The sequence below is a fragment of the Noviherbaspirillum album genome, assembly GCF_035916955.1.
Classification (GTDB): domain Bacteria; phylum Pseudomonadota; class Gammaproteobacteria; order Burkholderiales; family Burkholderiaceae_D; genus Noviherbaspirillum; species Noviherbaspirillum album.
This window is the reverse complement of the sequence record NZ_JAWIIV010000037.1, coordinates 33,712-53,002: the sequence shown is the minus strand read 5'-3', so window position 1 is coordinate 53,002 and position 19,291 is coordinate 33,712. Positions and strand designations below refer to the sequence as shown.

General features: G+C 52.8%; 16 protein-coding genes and 2 pseudogenes. 5 read left to right on the top strand and 13 right to left on the bottom strand.

The features are described 5' to 3' along the window. Positions 1 to 144: 144 nt before the first annotated feature. Positions 145 to 1,323, top strand: coding sequence for a PAS domain-containing sensor histidine kinase (locus RY831_RS27225; RefSeq protein WP_326509506.1), 1,179 nt, complete (start codon positions 145 to 147; stop codon positions 1,321 to 1,323). A gap of 58 nt (positions 1,324 to 1,381) precedes the next feature. Here RY831_RS27225 and RY831_RS27220 read toward each other — a convergent pair. The 5 genes and pseudogenes from RY831_RS27220 to RY831_RS27200 form a co-directional block, all read right to left on the bottom strand. Further along, positions 1,382 to 1,546: pseudogene (locus RY831_RS27220) on the bottom strand (IS3 family transposase); the annotation flags it as partial. A 12-nt stretch (positions 1,547 to 1,558) separates the two neighbouring features. Next, positions 1,559 to 2,430: pseudogene (locus tag RY831_RS33440) on the bottom strand (IS110 family transposase); the annotation flags it as partial. A 138-nt stretch (positions 2,431 to 2,568) separates the two neighbouring features. Continuing rightward, the gene (locus RY831_RS27210; RefSeq protein ID WP_326509504.1) at positions 2,569 to 2,949 is read right to left on the bottom strand and encodes a hypothetical protein; all 381 of its coding nucleotides are present in this window, start codon (positions 2,947 to 2,949) and stop codon (positions 2,569 to 2,571) included. A 277-nt stretch (positions 2,950 to 3,226) separates the two neighbouring features. After that, complete coding sequence (locus RY831_RS27205; RefSeq protein ID WP_326509503.1) at positions 3,227 to 5,224, bottom strand: cadherin-like domain-containing protein; 1,998 nt, start codon at positions 5,222 to 5,224, stop codon at positions 3,227 to 3,229. A gap of 168 nt (positions 5,225 to 5,392) precedes the next feature. Continuing rightward, on the bottom strand, positions 5,393 to 6,466 hold the full coding sequence (locus RY831_RS27200; protein ID WP_326509502.1) for a site-specific integrase: 1,074 nt from the start codon (positions 6,464 to 6,466) through the stop codon (positions 5,393 to 5,395). A 123-nt stretch (positions 6,467 to 6,589) separates the two neighbouring features. Between RY831_RS27200 and RY831_RS27195 the strand changes: the two genes are divergently transcribed. Beyond that, on the top strand, positions 6,590 to 7,648 hold the full coding sequence (locus RY831_RS27195) for a DNA-binding protein (RefSeq protein ID WP_326509501.1): 1,059 nt from the start codon (positions 6,590 to 6,592) through the stop codon (positions 7,646 to 7,648). A gap of 262 nt (positions 7,649 to 7,910) precedes the next feature. Here RY831_RS27195 and RY831_RS27190 read toward each other — a convergent pair whose 3' ends face one another. Together RY831_RS27190 and RY831_RS27185 are read right to left on the bottom strand one after the other, a co-directional pair. Then, complete coding sequence (locus RY831_RS27190) at positions 7,911 to 8,192, bottom strand: DUF4242 domain-containing protein (RefSeq protein WP_326509500.1); 282 nt, start codon at positions 8,190 to 8,192, stop codon at positions 7,911 to 7,913. A 169-nt stretch (positions 8,193 to 8,361) separates the two neighbouring features. Next, positions 8,362 to 9,192, bottom strand: a complete 831-nt coding sequence (locus tag RY831_RS27185) for a class I SAM-dependent methyltransferase (protein WP_326509499.1) — start codon at positions 9,190 to 9,192, stop codon at positions 8,362 to 8,364. Between the two features lie 332 nt (positions 9,193 to 9,524). Between RY831_RS27185 and RY831_RS27180 the strand changes: the two genes are divergently transcribed. Further along, a complete protein-coding gene (locus RY831_RS27180; protein ID WP_326509498.1) occupies positions 9,525 to 9,911 on the top strand; it encodes a cupin domain-containing protein in 387 nt (128 codons plus the stop codon). 375 nt (positions 9,912 to 10,286) lie between these two features. Here the strand turns inward: RY831_RS27180 and RY831_RS27175 are convergent, their stop codons facing one another. The 4 genes from RY831_RS27175 to RY831_RS27160 form a co-directional block, all read right to left on the bottom strand. Beyond that, positions 10,287 to 10,670, bottom strand: coding sequence for a hypothetical protein (locus RY831_RS27175; RefSeq protein ID WP_326509497.1), 384 nt, complete (start codon positions 10,668 to 10,670; stop codon positions 10,287 to 10,289). 12 nt (positions 10,671 to 10,682) lie between these two features. Next, a complete protein-coding gene (locus tag RY831_RS27170; RefSeq protein ID WP_326509496.1) occupies positions 10,683 to 11,024 on the bottom strand; it encodes a hypothetical protein in 342 nt (113 codons plus the stop codon). Between the two features lie 112 nt (positions 11,025 to 11,136). After that, a complete protein-coding gene (locus RY831_RS27165; protein WP_326509495.1) occupies positions 11,137 to 12,120 on the bottom strand; it encodes an ATP-binding protein in 984 nt (327 codons plus the stop codon). Between the two features lie 716 nt (positions 12,121 to 12,836). Beyond that, the gene (locus RY831_RS27160) at positions 12,837 to 14,153 is read right to left on the bottom strand and encodes a hypothetical protein (RefSeq protein ID WP_326509494.1); all 1,317 of its coding nucleotides are present in this window, start codon (positions 14,151 to 14,153) and stop codon (positions 12,837 to 12,839) included. Positions 14,154 to 14,373: 220 nt separating this feature from the next. Here RY831_RS27160 and RY831_RS27155 point away from each other — a divergent pair, with 220 nt between their 5' ends. Further along, positions 14,374 to 15,324, top strand: coding sequence for a site-specific integrase (locus tag RY831_RS27155; protein WP_326509493.1), 951 nt, complete (start codon positions 14,374 to 14,376; stop codon positions 15,322 to 15,324). A gap of 414 nt (positions 15,325 to 15,738) precedes the next feature. Here RY831_RS27155 and RY831_RS27150 read toward each other — a convergent pair whose 3' ends face one another. Further along, positions 15,739 to 16,647 (bottom strand): AraC family transcriptional regulator, encoded by a 909-nt coding sequence (locus RY831_RS27150; protein ID WP_326509492.1) that lies wholly within the window; start codon positions 16,645 to 16,647, stop codon positions 15,739 to 15,741. Between the two features lie 98 nt (positions 16,648 to 16,745). Here RY831_RS27150 and RY831_RS27145 point away from each other — a divergent pair, with 98 nt between their 5' ends. Further along, the gene (locus RY831_RS27145) at positions 16,746 to 17,501 is read left to right on the top strand and encodes an SDR family oxidoreductase (RefSeq protein WP_326509491.1); all 756 of its coding nucleotides are present in this window, start codon (positions 16,746 to 16,748) and stop codon (positions 17,499 to 17,501) included. A gap of 298 nt (positions 17,502 to 17,799) precedes the next feature. On the opposite strand, the gene RY831_RS27140 is transcribed toward RY831_RS27145, so the two are convergent. Continuing rightward, positions 17,800 to 18,843, bottom strand: coding sequence for an XdhC family protein (locus tag RY831_RS27140; RefSeq protein WP_326509490.1), 1,044 nt, complete (start codon positions 18,841 to 18,843; stop codon positions 17,800 to 17,802). Positions 18,844 to 19,291: the final 448 nt, after the last annotated feature.

Sequence of the window (19,291 nt, the reverse complement as noted above, 5' to 3'; positions counted from 1 at the left end):
ATCCACCGGAACAGCAAAAACTCGCCGCCTGACGCCGCTATCCTTCAAGCCGCCATACACCAGTCTTGACACTAGCTCCGTGAGGTAGGCTCGGTACAGCTATTCAAGAAACAATATTTTCGCCGGGATGGTTCCCGAGCTACGGTGTTTGCCGCCGCCGCCAACAATCCCGGTTCCGCCGATACAGGTATTGGCTACGCCATTGACATCTCCCAACTGGCAGACACGGAACAAGCTTTTAAAGAGAGTGAAGCGAAGTTTCGAGCGATTGCAGAAGCCATGCCGCAGATGGTATGGTCCACACGGCCCGATGGCTACCACGACTACTACAACACACGATGGTACGAATTCACTGGCGTGAAAACCGGCTCAACAGACGGTGAAGGCTGGAATAACCTTTTTCATCCTGATGATCGGGAGCGTGCTTGGAAACGCTGGCAGCATAGCCTGGAAACGGGTGACATCTATGAGATCGAGTACCGGCTTCGGCATCACTCTGGCGCTTACCTATGGGTCTTGGGCCGCGCACTTCCCATTAGGGACAATTCCGGAGCGGTTGTGCGCTGGATGGGCACCTGCACCGACATCAATGACTTCAAGCTTGCCCAGGAAAGGTTACGTCTTTCGGATCAGCGAAAGGATCATTTTCTTGCCGTACTCAGCCACGAATTGCGAAACCCACTTGCCCCCATCATATCAGCGGCAGAACTCATTACTAAAGGTAACGTACCACTGCATAAAGTGAAGGAGGTCGGATCAATCATCTTACGTCAGGGCGACCATATGAGTTCCTTGATCGAGGAACTGCAGGATATCTCACGGGTAAGCGCAGGTCGTGTCGAACTTAACTGGCAAACTATGGACCTGCGTCAAGCACTTTATCGTGCATTGGAACAGATCCGTCCTCTGATAGAAAGGAAACAACATCTGGTTTCCATTCATATTGAGAAACAGGAATTGCCTGTCTATGCAGACGAAAGACGCCTAGTACAAGTCTTCGGGAATGTGTTGAAAAATGCAGCAAAATATACATCATCGGGTGGGCGTATAGACATAAAAGCGATGCGTGTGGATGATATGGTTGAGGTCGAGATACAAGATAACGGTATTGGAATGTCAGAGGAGTTTCTTGAGCACGCTTTCGACTTGTTCGCTCAAAGCTCCGATGCGGCTAGTCATTCCGAAGGAGGCCTTGGGATCGGCCTTGCGCTTGTACGTAGTTTGGTTGAATTACATGGCGGTTGTATTACTGCATCTAGTCCGGGCAGAAGTCTCGGGTCCAAATTTGTAGTTACGATTCCAATTCAAAGAGTCGTTGAATGAGATTGACCCTGCCTTTTTTCACGTACAGCATGTCATGCAGCCATAAGCGTTTCTCAGCCTAAACCGGAGTGCGATATCCGGTCGATGAATGAATCCGCTGACGATTGTAATACCCTTCGATCCAGTCCACGATATCCAGCCGTGCCTGGGCTCGCGTTTCATAACGGGTCTGGTAGATGCATTCAACCTTGAGGGTCTTGAAGAAGCTCTCCATCGGCGCATTGACGCTCCTATGTCAAGCACGCTCTTCAAAGTCTGCCAAATCGGCCAGCAGTAGTGGATAGAGTTCTCTTGCAATATAACGCTTGAGGCAACGCTGGATCTCCTTGCTGGACATGCCTTGGGCCGTCCTACGTTCCACATAAGCTCGGGTTTTCGGATCGCTGCGCATTCGCACCATCGCAATAGCCCATAGTGCATTGTTCGCAGATCGGTCACCGCCACGGTTGAGGCGATGTCGAGTCGTTTTGCCAGACGATGCTTGCAATGGACTGACGCCGCACAAAGCTGCCAATGCAGCCTCGCTTCCCAACCTTTCTGGATTATCCCCCGCTACGGCCATGAGCGTTGCTGCTGTCTGGGGGTCTACGCCAAACTGCTGCCGCAAACGTTTTGCAGACCTGCTAGTAAGGCTCTCGAGGGCGTCATCCAGCTCTTTTAGTTCAGCAGCAAGCATCAGCCATCGCTTGGCAAGCAATTTGAGAGTGGAAGTAAGTGTCTGCAACAATGCAGTAGTGCCCAAACTACGAATGCTGGCGCATGCAGCCACGCATTCGTTAAGCTTTTTTCGCCAGAGTCGCTCGCGGATTTCCTGCGGTGCGCTGACTAAAATTGATCGTAACTGATTGCTTGTGTTTTTGTCTTCACGGCACTACGTCTGGCAACCGAGATGGTACGCAATGCTTCCGAGGCACCAGATTGCAGTTTGGGGATGGCAGTTGCAGAACCGGATAACGCTTCCCTGGCAGCGTTTTCTGCGTCAGTCGGATCAGATTTACCCTTCAGCCTCCGTCGGGCGCGGTCAGGGCGATTCACTTCAAGGACTTCAATTCCATGTTACCGCAATACACGGGCTAGGCCGGCACCATATGTGCCTGTGCCTTCAACCCACACTCCTCAAAGCTAGCGTCTGAGCGCGGTTTCGTCAATATCCATGATGTCTTGGGGCGTCCCCTATATGCAGTCGAACGCTTTTAATAGCATTTTAGTGGAAGCTTTACAAGCCCTGCAGAGGCTCAGTATTGCTTAGCCTTCTGTCTGCGACCGAAGCAGCTTTTCAAGTTCTTCGCCTGTGAAAACATTTCCAGTTCCGATGTGCGTGATTCGGGCAGTTTTGTGAAACGCATAATTTCGCGCTTGACCAGTGTCGAAGTTCCAAACCTCATAAAAGCCCTCCATCGCCGAAAGCCCAGCAATCGCAATCTGCACTGAGTACGTTTCATCAGGCTCTCCGCCCATCCATGTAGAGAGATAGTCAAGAACATACGTTGGCCTGCTGACCGTGAAAATGCGACCATTTTCTAGCGTGTGCTTTGTCCGGCCATCAGGGAGGGCTTCGGAACTCACAGGCTTACCATTCGGCCATGAATAACGACTACCTACACCGACAGATACCTTGATTTCCATCTTTTCCTCTGTGATCCTATACGCACCTCAAAACGGAGATTGCTCTTTCTCTCCGTCCTTCGACGCTGCATTGTCAATGACGAACAACCCACACCATTCCAGTCAGGCTACCTCATTCCCTCCTGCCAAGTGCTTGGAACCAGTCTAGGTCAAAATCCTTTTCTTTACCTGCTTAGGATAGATACTTAGTATAAACACCGGCAAGCCACCTGCCGGCGTTTTTTGGGAAAGACGGTTCAACCTCTCCGACTCGTCATCGGTCTAGAGGATTGCTGCGTCAACCGAAGATATCCATAGTGTGCGAGAGACTGCTGCCAGTGATCTTCACAGTCGTTCCGCTGATATTGTTTTCAGCATTGTTATGGCCCTCAGAACCGCCTGGCGCCGACTGATCGCCATTGCCCCATCCATTGTTGCCCTTGGGGCCGCCGTTGCCGTTATTCCCGTTGCTGCCACCATTTCCGTTACCAGAATTTCCTTGTGGAGCTTCCGGTACGACCACTGTGGCACCTACTCCGTTCACCCGGAAAGTCACCACGGCGGTATCGGAGGCCTGCTGCGAATCCGTCATCATGTAAATGAATGACAGATCCTTGAATTCACCGTCGTGGAGAGTATTAAAGACTCCCTGCGCATCGTAAGTCCACTCGCCATTTTCACTAAGAGTCAGCGCACCGGGACCGTTGAAATCTACGAGCGTCCACGTATGGGTATCGCGCGTGTCAATATCACTGTCGTTGGTTGTGACATTGCCTTTCAGGACTTCGTTTTCCTTGACGGCACCGCCGTCATCATCGTTTGCCATCGGACCATCGTTCTTGCCGAGCACCGTGAAGGAAACCGCTGCCGTATCCGATGCCTGATGATTATCTGTCATCGTGTAGGTAAACGATACATCCGCAGATTCGCCGGCGGCGAGATAATCAAATGCGCTACCCAAGTCGTAAGACCAGGTGCCATTCCCGTTGAATACTAGCGAGCCCGCGCCCTTAAGCGCATCGGCGGTATAGGTGTGGGTGTCCAGCAGGTCCACGTCCTTGTCGTTCGTCCCGACATCGCCCGCCAGTTTTCCGTCCTGTATGACCGTCCCAGCAATGTCATCAATGGCGTCCGGACCATCATTCTTTCCTACTACGGTAAAGCTGACCTTAGCCGTGTCCGATGACTGGTGAATGTCTGTCATCGTATAGACAAATGACAGGTTCAGCGTTTGGCCTTCGCTGAGGTAATCGAGAGCGTTGCTGGTGTCGTAAGACCATGTGCCGCTAGGATTGAACGTAAGCGCGCCGGGGCCGTTGAATGTAGCAACGTCCAGGCTCCAACTATGCGTATCCTGACGGTCCACATCGCTGTCGTTGGCATCGACGTTGCCAGCCAAGATTCCGTTCTCGTCCACGTTGCCAGCTTGATCGTCTTCCGCGACCGGGCCATCGTTTTCGCCGACGACGGTCACGTCGAAAAAGGCGGAATCTGAGCTGGATTGATCGCTGTTGGCAGAAGTGAGGCCGTAGGAAAATTTGTAGGTCAGGACTTCACCCGAAGAGAGTGCTCTTGCGTTAGTGGCATCTAGGGTATAGGAACCGTCCGCATTGATTTTCAGCGTGGCGCCTGCGGCGTTATCCAGCCTTAGGGCCTGTCCTGGCAGGCCCCCGCTCCAACTGCTGATCTGTGCATTGTGCAATGCGTGGCTGTCGTTGTTCAGCAAATTTCCCGACGCGAACATGGCACCAATCACGGTTGCACTGTCGTTGACGGCATCGACTGCGAAGGTAGTAGTTTCGAGCAACTTGGACGATTCGGCACGTGCGCCAGAGGCGCTGCCGACCGATGTCAGACGAACCCCGAAATCGACATTGGCAACATCGTCGAGCGTCAGAGAGCGGCTCGTGCTCTTTAGAGTAAAGCCGAACGAACGGATGTCATCGCTGCCCAAACCTGCCGCACCTATGGTAATACCGGCGTCAAATCCGCCGTCGCCGTTGCTACTGAGCAGCCCGTTCATATTTGCGCCATTGCCAAGATCCCTAATGGAGTCGTCGCCGGCCTTCAACGAACTAGAGGCTGTCTGCTCGCTGATCGAAAAAGATTTGGCAAGCGTGCCATCGGCCAGCGTATTAAGATCAAAGAATAGACCACGTAGGTCGCCGATGATGCTGCCTTCTTGGGCAAGGCCGAACTTCAAGGCACCATAGGCTTCAGTGATGGTGACGAAAACCTTCGGATTGATGGACCCGGTGGACGAATCATTGACTTGAAAGGTCATCGAACGTGACATTTTACTAACTCCCTTGATTGCTATGTTGGCTTCAACAGGCGTCCGTTTTACTAAAGCTGGTTCCGGAATTTGCGCAAAGTTGGTCCCACCCTGCCTTTGCTAGGCACCAAGGCGTGGCGAACGCAAGCAACTGCCATTCAATACGCCTGTTTGGGTGCCAGAAGTCGACTAACTCTTTCGCTTTCGACGCAACAGCGCCACAGCAGCGTTCTCCTCGAACTGGCTTGCCTCTTCGATATAGCCCTGCACGGTTCCATCGTGGCGCCATCCGCCTTGGCGCTTGATGTCTCGAGGATTGGCGCCGGCACGATACGCACTGGTCGCCATGCCGCGGCGCAGGCTGTGACTCGATAGCATCGGGACATAATCCAGTCCGGCAAGCTTGGCACCTCGTTCGAGGATCTCATTGACGCTACCCGGATGCAGCCCAACGGCGCCCACCATGCCCGACTTGCTGATCGGGCGGAAGAGTGGTCCGGATTTGATACCGGCCTTCTGCAGCCATGTCTTGAGCGCCTTTACCGGGCAAATCGACTCATCACCGAACGGAATCGCTTTATCGATCCCCTTCCCTTCCTGGTCCGTCTTCGAGCGCGGTAAGGTAATGACGAGGCCGTCCCGGTCCCACACCAGGTTTTCCACCTTGAGCTGCACCAGTTCGCTGCGACGGTAGCCACCAAAGTAGCCGACTTGCAGCAGAGCGTTATCGCGAGCCGCACTCAGGGTTACCTGATTTGCCAGGGCGGAGACGATCAATTCCAGGTCTTCGACCGGCAATGCCTTGGCCTTTTTCTTGGGTTTGCCGTACGTGCGCAGGATGCCGGCCATGGTTTTTCGTACGGTTGGCGTGGAAGCTGGGTTGGGAAACCCCTGATGAAGGTGCCATTGGGACAGTGCCGTCAACCGCAACGACAGGGTCCGCGGGTTGAGTGACTCGGCGTAGGCCAGCAGGTAGGCAATGATCATTGGCTCCTCACAAGGCAGCCGGCCGCCCCATGCCAGGAAATGATTGATGCTGGAGCGGTAGGCCCGACGCGTATTGTCCGATGTGGCCGCAGCAAGCAATTGCCGGTGTTGGACTGTCAATTCAGCATTCAGGACTGTACCACCGGTACGCAAATCTAGTTCACTGCCTATGTTTGCCATTGGTCCATCAAATTTGTCTGTTACGAGGTGCTTCACGTTTTGTCGCTCAAATTTGGCGGTTTGTACCAGAAAAAACTCAGCATACCATGCCTTCAAAAGAATTTACCCGCGATAATGTCTCTTATCATAGGCAATTATTTTGTGAGTTACTGTGTAACATAACGTGTTTTAGAATAATATTACAGTAGCTGTAATACGTTACTAAATTTTCTCCTCACCATGGCAAGAACCGGCATCCAATATTCCGACGTCGCTCGCGCGGCAGCTAAACTCATCGCCGACGGTAAGAGCCCTACCGTCGACAGCGTCCGCCAGACGCTTGGCGGCACTGGCAGCAAAAGCACAATCGCGCCGTTCTTGAAGCGCTGGAAAACTGAGCAGGAAGACACGGCCATCGCCGAAGTCACTCTGCCGGCACCCCTGCTCAACGCCGTGCGGGGCCTGCATGAGCATATGCAGGTGGAATTCCAGCAACAGCGCGAGGCCCTCGAACTTCAGCACAATCAGGCAATACAGACGCTGGAACAGCAGCTAAAACAGGTGCAAACCGAAAAAGACAAGGCCTTGGCAGAAAACCTTGCTGTGGAAGACGAGCTAGTGCGTACCCGGCAAGCGCTGGCGGACTTGCAGGAGCGTTTCCACACACAGAACGTCACCATGGCGGCCATGCAGGCGGAACACGCGGGGCTGCAGCAAAGGCTGATCGACCGGGCTACTGAAATCGCGACATTGGACAACCAGCTATCTCGGGCACGCGAACAGTTTTCGCACTACCAGGAAGCAACAGCGGCCCAACGGGAAGCCGATCGACGCGAATATGAACGCCGCATTGGAGGACTCGAGCATGATCTCATCACCGCAAATAGGGAGATTGCTGGACTACAGGTGTCGCTGGCACAACGGGAGTCAGCGCTGTCTTCTTTGGCCCTTGAACATGGCAACTTGCAGAGTAAGTTTGGCGCTGTCCGTGACGAACTCCAAACCATACAGTTCGCTCGAGACCGTCTTCAGGAGCAATTGGAAGAGTCTTTACGCAACCGAGACCAAGCCTCTGCTCAGATCCAACAATTGGAACAAACGGTCATGGAATCACGTCTAGCCGCAGCATCACAGGAGCGTGAAACCAAGATCAGGGCTGACCAGCTTCAAAATGCATTAGCCCAGATTGACGCACTTTTACAAGAAAAGCTGACTTGGGTCCAGAAAAAAACGATACTCGAACAGCAGCTAGGGGTGGCGCAGCAGGCGATATTGGATCACGCCGCAGTACGGAAGTGAGCGCATGTGTATGACGGTTCTTCGTAAGCACCTTGCGCGGTTGGATGTTCGCAACCGTTTCGGAACTTCGGCTTCACCAGTTGCGACACCATAAGCATGGACGGCAGCAATGAACGGTCTCGACAGCGCTAGGAAGTCCGGTTTGTCGCCTCAAGCTGTCGCTCGCAAAGAAAGGTTGACTGACAGCAATCGGCCAGGAGCGGTCACAGGCACATACCAAGAAGACCTTCAGCAAGACGAGGCCATGGGCGGCCGACTACCGCTACGCCCGCATTTCAGCAGTCGTCGGGTCGATTACGCTGCGGACCTGAGCAATTCCTGTAATAGGGAAACCGCCTTGTTGCGCATGAGTGCGGATGAGGTCCTCAGTAGGTGCAATGTACACGCAGTAAATCTTATCGTCTGTTACATAGCTTTCCTGCCATTGGATTTCCGGTCCTAAATTTCGAAGGACATCACAGGATTTCTCCGAGATTTCTTGTAATTCCATTGAGGACAGCTTGCCCGCTCCAGGAAGATCCCTCTCGATAACATATTTCGGCATGTCAATCTCCAGTCTTATATCAATCGTGAAAGCCCCTTAACGTCGTAAAGTATTGATGCCTTTCTCCTTATTTGAAGGGCACAAAATGCCGCCGCCAAATGCCCCGGCGGGTATCCCATGGCTTCCAATAGGAACTGGCGGGAAGGTCGCTCCGCAGTCACATCGGTCTTTAACTGCGGATTGCCTCTACCTCTAGGTATTCAGACTCAATATGTGTCGAACCGTCATTTGCCTGATTGTTGTTCGTCCAGAGGTCCTCAAGCTCCTGGCGCAGCGACGTCTGTCTGGCAGTGTCGAGAGCGGCGAGTGCGCGAAGCGTCGGCCCATAGTAAGTAAAGAAGAATTCAACCACCTTGACCGGCGGGAATGGATAACGCATTGGGTACGTCCGCTTTGTAGTGTTTAGGCGGGTCGTACCATATCCCAACCTCTCTCTGACAGTCGCTTCATCCCCCCATTTTGGCGGCGGCGCCATAAGGGAGGGTGGCGGAACATGCTTGCCTATGATCTTGAACATCTGGCCGACGTGACCCTCGGGCGTCCAGTTAGCCATGACGACGCGGCCGCCGGGCCGACAGACTCGCAATAGTTCGGCAGCGACGCGCTCGGGACGTGGGGCAAACATGGCACCAATGAGGCTCACCACCAAATCGAATGCAGCGTCGTCGTATGGAAGCATTTCGGCATCCCCTTCATCGAACTGGACTTTCACATTCTCTGCGGCAGCACGGGCTCTGGCCTGCTCGATCAGATTGGAGGCAATGTCGACGCCGGTGACCTGTACACCGGCTTGAGCGGCTGGAATCGAAATCTGTCCTGCACCGCAGGCTACGTCCAACATCCGTGTACCCGGCTCGATGGACAAGCGACCCAGGAACTCCAAAGCACCAGGCTCGAGGTATTTTGCGAAATGACCGTAGTCCCCCGACATCCATGTTGCCTTGAGCCGGGCCTTGAGTGCTTCCATTTCCGGTGTCATTTCTTCGGTCATCACAGCCATAATAATTCTCCAGTGAAGTGCTACATCGATAATGCGGAATATTCGGGCTCGATAGGCGATGCGGCTCTCGGCCGAGCAGGCGAACCCTTGCCGTATCCACGACATTCGCGTCGAATTGCAGGTGCTGGTATGAGTCTCGTCGTCACACACGGGAACTTCAATGGGCTAATAAGGCAGGCTTTGATTAGGCGCAGCAAAGGCCTGATCGCTTTCTATCTTTTGGCGAAATAGATGACACACTCATCAATGTCACCTCTGCTGCATCGGCTATGCATTGTCACTAAGGATCGATGTGCGTAGACGAAGTGCAATACACCTAAAAGGAGCATGAAATGCATATTGCTAAAGAAGATGTTCCGGTGAAGATTGGCATTCCTGGCGCTACTGCCCGCCAAAAATTTGATTTCGGTGATGCCACGGGCTTTGGTAAGATCAGCGGCGAATATTTCTCGCTGCCTGCGGGAATGGATATTTCACCGTTGCTGATGGGGTTGGAGGGCGACATGTGCCAAGCACCGCATTGGGGTTACGTGATGGAGGGGGTGATCACCACGACCTATGCGGACGGCTCGAATGAAGTAACACGGGCGAATGACCTGTTTTACTGGCCTCCGGGGCATACTGTAAAGGTTGAAGAGAATGCTGAATTTGTTCTATTTAGCCCGCAGCATGAGCATACGCATGTAATGGACCATATGATTGCAAAAATGGCGCAGTGATTCCAGCCAGAGACGTTGATTGAAGCCGTCACTGATTTCGTAGTGACCTTCGAGTTGCGCAGGCGAACGGCCGCTTTGGGGAAGGACGAATTTCCGCTTTGGCTCGATTGCACGCAGTCAACTGAAGATCGTCAATGACCGCTTCCTACTGCATTGCGGACTATTCCTTTCTACCAAATCCCCTTATGACTCCGTCCAAGTGAGGACGTCTTCGTAACAGTGAAGATCTTCACCGTTACGGCTGAAGACGCTGCCGGACATGTTGCGGATCAGGCCCGGAATACGCAAGGTACGCAGCACCTCAGTGTTCAGTGTGACGAAGGTGCAATGGCACTGCATGGATAAACGTACTATCCACTCTTGGCGGCAATACTGTTACAACAGCCGATTGGTTTTGAAGATGGCTATCTTCAACCGTTCAAGTTCTTGGAAGAATGCGGCAATGTAAGCAGCGTCGGGAGCAGGTCGGAGGCGACTGGTCCAGATTTCCGGTACTAGCCATCGGAAATACAATTCGTTTCGGTCCGCTTGTAAAAAAGATTTCCAGGCAAGCAGGCGGCGTTCCCGATTATTTATATCGCTTGCTGGACAGTAGGGGTAAAAGAATCGGTGTTCATGTAGCCAGCAGATGAACAGCAGTATAAAACGGCTGTCAGCCTTCCAGCGCGTAAGCGCAATGAACTCGTCAGAGCGAAAGATGCGGCTTACCTTTGGATTGACCTCGGGCCACTTTGAATTGCCGGAACGGAGTAATTCCATAAGCGTTCTCACCTAACGCGTGAAATATGCGCCACTTCCCAGGCATCTCATTTCCTGCATTTCCTCTTGATGGAACGGGCATTTTTCCAAAAACAGCAGTTCGTGAAAGGAGCTGTGGTAACCCACCATAATGCAGCTTCTGCAAAAAGGAACATACAGGTCATACTCGATAGGCAGGTACTCTTTGAAGACTCCTTTTCTACCGGCATATATCCCTGTTGGATAGATAGTGCCAACAACTGAAACGGGCTCATCAAGCAAGCGCGCAACCTGTCTGGCATTCACGATCTGGCTTGTGTCCAACGACCATGGCTTGCCGAACAATTCGGTGAAAAACTGTTTTGTCTGTTCCAATGACAGCCCATTGAATGTACTGAATCTTGCACAAAATGATGCTACCGACTCGTACTGCATCAGTTGCCCACGCCCCCAATTTACCGACGGTGGACAGCGCATGTCATGCTTCCTAAGCAGCGCTCGACACAATGCGCATATGATCGGAAAAGCTCGTATCGGCAATCAAGTTCAGCCAGCTTTGATAAGAAATGACATCTTCCCAATGATGACCGTGGGCCAGCCGGAATAATGCAGCTTCGACGCTATGGGATAGGTGCTGTACGGGCACCTCTATGGATTTGGAGTCCAATCCAGGAGGAAGGAGCGCCTCGAATGCATTCCAGACATGTTGTGCGGCATGGGCGAGACGCTCACCTCGTGCGAAGGCGTCAGGAGCGAAATACTGGAGATAGGATGTTCTGCTTCCTTGCGGCCATTCTGATGCACTATCATAGCCCTGTAGCACATACTCAACTTCATCAACGCTGGCCAGTCCATGGAAACGGGCATGCGCGACGAAAAAGCGTGCAGCGATATGTGCATTCCCAGACACCGCTAACAATTCGTGTCGGTAACCCATCTGATGGGATCCAACGGAAAAGACGCTCAGCCGGTACCCTTCCCAATCAAGAATGTTCTGAAGGCCAACCAGCCATTGCCATTCGCGCAGTGTCAGGTCCTGTGCTTCATCAATCAATAGGACAATGTAGTTACACCGCGCGAACCGGGCGAGCGTAATGAACCGTTGAATCACCAGATAGCGGCTTTCCACCTTGCGTTTGGCCTGCAACGCACCGGAAAAGTGAAATTTCGATGCCAACAAGAGCTGGTGCCAGAATTCCGTCTCGCTGGTATGGCTTTCCGCAGGCCTAGGCCAGATCACCAAAGGCAACTGATGTCTGAAGCGTTCTCGAAGGGCAGAGGTCACATGCCACTTAATGCCGCGGCTTTTCCCAAACCGGGAAGGGCCGTAGATATAGCCGCCGGACTTCTGTTGATCTATCCAGTCACCAATTTTGGCAATCATTTCATCCACAGGTGGGGTATAGATCGCATACTCCTGCCGGATCACAGGATGGTCGCGGTCGAACTGTATGGGTAGCGAATGTCGCATGGCATTAATCGCTTGCCGCCATCCTCAATGGCGGCAATGGCCGGCGAGTTGAATCCTGATCGCTCGCCTGGTCTGTAGAGGAGTCTGCGGCGCACTCGCCCACCGTCACGGACGGTGTACTCTCGCTGGCACATACGCGGCGCTTCGCTGATGCCAGTAGCGACTGCCCGATGGACCTTTCCGCCTGGTCCATCAATATGCGACGTGCTTCAAGATAGGCTGGATGCACTGGGAGCTTCTTGCTGCTCTGGGCCTCGACATACTGGATAAACTCTTCTATGGCATCCCGGCCAGATTGCAAACGAAACTTCTCCTTTCTGACCAAATGCAATACAGCGCGTCTCACTTGCAAGCTGTGCGGTAGCGAGTGCCAGGGAGGTGCGGCCCGCAATACCCCGAGTGACTCACCAGACTGTAAAGACGCCATGGCAACGCGACCATCGTCTTCGAGGTGGTTAGTAACCCATATTTTCTGCCCAACCAAATCGTGGCGCCTAGCCAGCAGGTCGCTGGAATAGTCTGCATTGGAGAAGTGAACAAACGGACGCCGACCGTCATGCAAGCCGCCTCGCACGGTACATAACTTCCGGAAGCTCAGGATCTCCTGGACTGCGGAAGTTTTTGCATATCGCGCGGGAATTCGCTTTCGGTCCAAAGCAAATTCCAGATAGGCCAGAGGCGACCTTCCCCCTAGATGGGTGTGCGGCGCTGCATTGTTATTCGCAATGATCCAGCAGCTCCTGCGCATATTCAAGCTGGAACTGGCTGGTGACTGCGATGGCATCCGGATCACGACCGTGCTTGTCAGCTGGTTTGCCGCCAGTAGTATTGGTCAACCGCTGGAAACCGCAGGCCCCGAGTTTGCGGAAATAAGTTTCGATGAAGGGACGGTCGTCTTTGCTACGTCTCATCGAGAAACTGTCGTCCGGGGTAAGCAGACGACATGCCACGACGTCAGCTAAAACCTGCCGCACATGCTCGCACTTGCCAGCCATGGCACCGTCAACGCTCATTTCATTCCAGCACAGTCCAACAAATCTTTCACCCAAGACCGACGGCAGCCCGGCACCACGTTCGTAACCCATATCGCTAAAACTGATATCGCGCTGGCTCCACTTTGACAGTGCTTTTTTGATTGCACGCAGCACATCTTCCTTCGAAACTTCCTTGCCCGTGCTGAGGTGATATCCCAATACTGCACGGGAAGCGGTTTCGAGGATAACCGTTACCCAGAGCCTGTGAATGATTCTTGGGCTCCAGCCGCCGTGTAATTGCGGAATCATCACGCAGAAACGCCCATCAAGTTTATGCGAATCCATCTCCACTCGAGAGAGCATCTCTCTGACGGGCCGGTCCACACCGTCTCCGGTAATCATTTTCCGATGCAACTCCTTGCCGCCAAGGACACGGGCCGCGGCATTCGGATTTTCGGCAAACACGCGATCGATATATCGGCAAATGGAGGCATACCCGCAGCTTTGGGTGTTGAAGGGCCATTCATTCGCCGCTTCATAACCAAGTTTACGCATTTCGTCCAGAAACCACTTCCAGTGACTGCCTTTCTTGCGTCTTGCTTCACCCAATGTGGTCTCTGGGGCTGATTTAAGAATCCGTTTATGGAAGCGCTCACGGAAATCAGGATACTGGTCAAATACCGCTGTTAAGGCACCTGCGGCGCCATAGCCAAAGACATCGACCCGAACCTTGGATTTGCGTTTATAAAGATGGATGCGTTGATGAGGAATGATGCCACGCCATCCAAAGATTTGGCCGTCCTGATGCACGGTGAGACACCGCTCTCTTACTAGGCGGGAGACATACTTGAAACTGATGCCCGTGGCATTGCGAATGGTAAAGTCGGATGCGCCATCCACATAAAGCTGGATTGCCTGTTTCCTTACCAAATATTGCTTCCTGACCTCGTTGTTTAAAGCCCCCTCATCCGGAGTCGGCCAATTGTCAGTGCTGATTCCGTGGCTCATCTCCACCCCGCTTGCCTCGTATTGGCTCTCTGGACGATCTGTATTGCTCATTAGGTACTCGCTTGGCTTCGGTACATCGATGAGAACAGCCACACTATTGTGTGCAGCGACAGCTAGGGCACATCTGAATGTGACCGATTTTCACGCAATGTTGGGGCAGCGATTAGACTTATGTCATAAGAATCAAAGAGTTGCTCTTCCTCTACAGGACACAACATTATGTGAATAGACGGTGGTTTCGATCCGTAATCCTTCTTCCGCCAGCTACAGGATGTCCAAGCTTGATCAGTACGTAAAAGCCGCTACCCCCGATAACACCCGCAAGGCTTATCAGGGTGCTGTCCGCCACTTCGAAGTCGAATGGGGCGGCTTTTTGCCAGCCACCGCGGAAAGCGTCGCCCGCTACCTCGTTGACCATGCTGAAACGCTGTCAGTCAATACGCTGCGCCAGCGACTGGCCGCCCTCGCCCAATGGCACTTGGATCAAGGCTTTCCGGATCCGACCAAGGCACCGATCGTGAAAAAGGTCTTCAAAGGTGTTCAGGTGCTGCATCCCGCACAGGAAAAGCGCGCCAAGCCACTGCAGATCGAGCAGCTGGCCCAAGTAGATCGATGGTTTGAAGAAGCAATTGTGGTAGCAGGCACCAAGAATGACCGTCGCGCCGCGCTTCGCCACCTGCGCAACCGGGCATTGCTGCTGCTCGGGTTCTGGCGTGGCTTTCGGGGTGATGAATTGACTCGGCTGCGTGCTGAGCACGTCGAGGTCATTCCTGGTCAAGGCATGACCTGCTATCTCGCGTTCACCAAAACGGACCGGCAAGTCAAAGGAACGACCTTCAAGGCACCGGCACTGGCGCGGCTGTGTCCGGTGGAGGCCTACCTGGCTTGGGTCAACGCTGCGCAGATCGGCGAGGGAGCCGTATTCCGGAGTATCGACCGCTGGGGACATGTGAGCACCGAAGGACTTCATATCGACAGCTTGGTGCCACTGCTGCGGTCAATCTTGAAGGAAGCCGGCGTTCCGTCACCCGAACTTTACAGCGGCCACTCCTTGCGGCGCGGTTTCGCGACCTGGGCCAGTGCCAACGGCTGGGACGTCAAGAGCCTAATGGAATACGCCGGCTGGAAGGACGTGCATTCGGCCATGCGCTATGTCGAAACCGCCGACCCGTTTGCACGTCACCGCATCAGTGAAATGCTGGTGCTCGACTCCCAGGAGTAAGTAGCTGAAGCCAAATTTTCGGCTTGCCTGGATCGCTTTTTGTGAGAATCGTTCGATACGGACTCGGAGGTGTATCGAATAATATTCACTTTCGTCAAAAGCGACAAGGAACTGAATGCAGCCGCGCTATTCACCCCTGTCAGTCTCGCCATAGTACTTTTACCATCGCGAAGATCAATGGCAGGAGCCTTGCGCCAACGCAGAGTACAACATCTGCGACCGGATCTGAACAGGAAACAATTATTAATAGTTCAATAATCACCGTTTCAGGACCGCTCCTGAGGGATAGCTCTGTTACGCATCACGACCGGTTAAAGTCCAGCTACGGGACCATGACGTCCAAAGTTTTGGATGGCACTATCGCCCATACTGCGGATGTTATAGTTTTTACATCCACCAAACTTGTCAAAAAGTTTATTGCTGTTGACTGATTTCACATAGATACGCACTCGGGGCGACCCCTACGTGGCGACTGAATGCGGTACTGAAACTACTTGCAGATCCATACCCGACTTTAGCTGCAATGTCATTGAGACTGACTTTATTTTGCCGGAGCAGATTCTTGGCGAGCGCCATACGCCACGCATGAAGATACTCCATCGGTGCTAAACCGACTTCGCGCGAGAATCTTTCAAAAAATGCTGATCGCGACAGTGCCGCCTTGTGTGCAAGTTCTTTCACCGTCCATGCAACAGCAGGGTCGCTATGCATGTACCGAAGCGCGATCCGCAGCCGCGGGTCAGCCAACCCGCGGAGCAACCCAGGAGACGCTTCATTGCCTGAGGTCAAGCGGAGAGCTTCAATGAGTAATACCTCAACAAGTCTGCCAAGAACGAGATCACGGCCTGGCCGCTGTTCAATCGACTCGCCCCGCACCAGTTGCACTAAGACTGTAAGTCTCTCGACTCCCCGTAAATGTAAAAGCGTAGGAAGCAACGACACCAGTAATTTTGCGTCTGGCGAATCAAAGGCGAAATAGCCGCCGAGCATACGCGTTTCAGGAGGCCCGTCTGCTCTACCGTGCCGAACCTCGTCCTCCCGCACCTCCGCTGACGCGGGATCCTTGAAAACCGGTAATGCTGTGATAGAGCTAGACAGAGTGAATCCAGGAGTCGCGGGCAATAAAACAAAATCACCTGCCATCAGTGCGACCGGTTTCTGCCCATCGACGGCAAGAATACATTCACCGTCGAGCATGGTGCAGAAGCTCGGCTCTCCAAATGCCGAATAGCGAACGGCCCACGACCCGGCACCGCTAATTACTTTGGAGAATACGGCGCGCGGCTTTAGTAGCCCGATTATCTCTGCTAGGGGGTCAACCATAACTGGACTCTCGCGAATGAGATGTGGACTAGCGATTATAGCCAGTCCAATCCTTCGTCTGTAAAGTTACTTCATACCCATACACAGAGGACATTGCAATGAAAACTATCCTGATCACCGGCTGTTCATCCGGCTACGGCTTGGAAACCGCCCGCCTTTTTCATACCAAAGGTTGGAACGTCATCGCCACAATGCGGACGCCCAATGCAGCAGTTCTGGCCCCTACGAGGCGGCTGCAGGTCCTACCGCTAGACGTGACCTTGCCAGAGTCCATTGACCAGGCGTTGAGACTGGCTGGGCCGATCGACGTTCTGGTAAACAATGCCGGTATCGGATTATTCGGAGCGTTCGAAGCGACGCCGATGGCAACCGTGCGAGAGATTTTTGAAACCAATACGTTTGGCACGATGGCAATGACCCAGGCAGTCTTGCCTCAGTTCAGAAAACGGAGGTCAGGACTAGTGATTAACGTTACCTCGACTGCCACAATGGTGTCATTTCCCCTTGTGGCAGCATACACGGCAAGTAAGACAGCGGTCGAGGGCTTTACTGAGTCGCTGGCGCTAGAGCTTGCAGAATTTGACATTGGCATTAAATTGGTCGAGCCGGGATATGGTCCCACTACACGCTTTGGCACGAACGGCGTAGAACGAATGCAAGGACTGATTCCTGAACCCTATGCACCATATGCGCGGTCAGTTTTCGCGGCCCTCGGCAATCCGACCGCTGTGACCACTGAAATAGCCGTTGCCGAGGCAATCTGGCGCGCAGCGAATGATTATGCAGGAACGCTGCGTTATCCCGCTGGCGACGATGCGGTTGCGATTGCGCTTACAAAGGGACGGCAAGTATAGTCCGGCACGACTAGGTTAATTTATGACATTATCGCCAAACGAAAGCATAGGAAAGCTAGAACGGCATAGTGAGAATCTTCACTTTAGTCCAGGCGTCTTCTTAATTCATGCATGTGTATGTGTGGACGAGGCCTTCATTTAGTGGATTACTACATTATTCGCCAACGCTCTCCCCAGCATAGAGGAGCACTGAAAGCTAACGAATATACGTGGCCTACCGGCCCCTGAGTAAGATGGCTGCTCATTGTTAGCGGACTGAATAGACCGTGCCCCCCTAGCGCAGAGAAGCCACACCGTTTCAATGAGTTGCGTCTGACACGTTGATTTTAATGTCCCGAAGATGCTTTGCTTGCGCTACATTTACTTCTGGTGACAATGTGACGTCATTCTTGATTGCTAGCACTTCTGCCATAATGCTGACTGCGATTTCTGGTGGTGTCTTGCTTCCGACGTAAATTCCGATTGGCCCACGTAGTCTCTGGAGGTCATGTTCGGATTTCCCGAAGTACTCCATCATACGGATACGTCGTAACTCATTATTACGGCGACTACCAATCGCACCAATGTAAAAGGCATCGGTGCTGAGTGCCTCCAATAATGCCAAGTCATCCAACTTCGGATCATGTGTGAGCGCAATAACGCAGCTGCGACGATCAGCCTTGAAGCTCGCTAGTACGTCATCCGGCATGCCACGAATTAGCTGTACACCGGTTAGACCCCAGGTGCCTAAATATTCTTCTCTGGGGTCACATACGGTAACCGAGAATCCATTGAAAAGCGCCATTGTTGCTAGATATTCCGTCAATTGTCCAGCACCAATCAATAGCATACGGTAGGGGGGACCGAATACATTGACTAGCTCGCTACCAATACTAAGTTCACATGGGGTCGAAGCAATTGATAACGTCACTCGACCATTAGTTAGGCACACAACGCGTTTCATTAAATTTCCTGCTTCCAGCGTACGCACAAGTTCGTCAAGAGCATTAACTTCAGGGTCGTACTCAATCAGCAACTCTAGGGTACCGCCACAAGGCAAACCGAATTGATGTGCTTCATCTGCCGTAATACCGTACTTCACGAATTGGGGAATGCCGCGAGAAACTTGAAGTTCTGAATCATCACCTGCATAAGCCTTCCTGTATTGAGAAATCAAGTCGTCTTCAATGCATCCACCCGACACCGAACCCACCACTGCACCGTCCTCAGACAATGCCATGATAGAACCTACCGGGCGGGGTGAGGAACCCCAAGTCCGTACAACGGTCACCAGTAATGCACGTTTGCTCTCCAAGCGCCAGTTGCGCAGTGTTCGCAGTACCGTGACATCAATATTTTCCATTTTCACTCTCCCCTATTGGAAGTAACGGACAACAGCCTATTGGAATAATTTAGCAATCAGTGGGCATCACTTAGGATGTTATATCAAGCGCGATTCCCCCTAAAATACTCATGTAACCAACTCTGCAGGAGTAGTGCAGGTCCGTGACTAGCCGAAATAGAACGAGACGTTCAAAATGCTGGCTCATCGCCATAGCACGAGGAGTTCAAGCTGACCACCTTAACCCCACATACTGATGGCGATACGGTTGACGAGGATTGAGTAGATCCAGCAGCCTCATTGCGTTGCGTACATTATGTAGATGAAAATCGCGATTCGCCGAGTTGCATATCGCGTTCCATTTTTCGGCGCGTAAATCTCGTCGAACGGCCTCAAGGAGCGCCTCGTATTCGTGATGAAAAATTTCCATGCATACCTGCATCTCAACCTCCTGGCGCACGGTAACGAT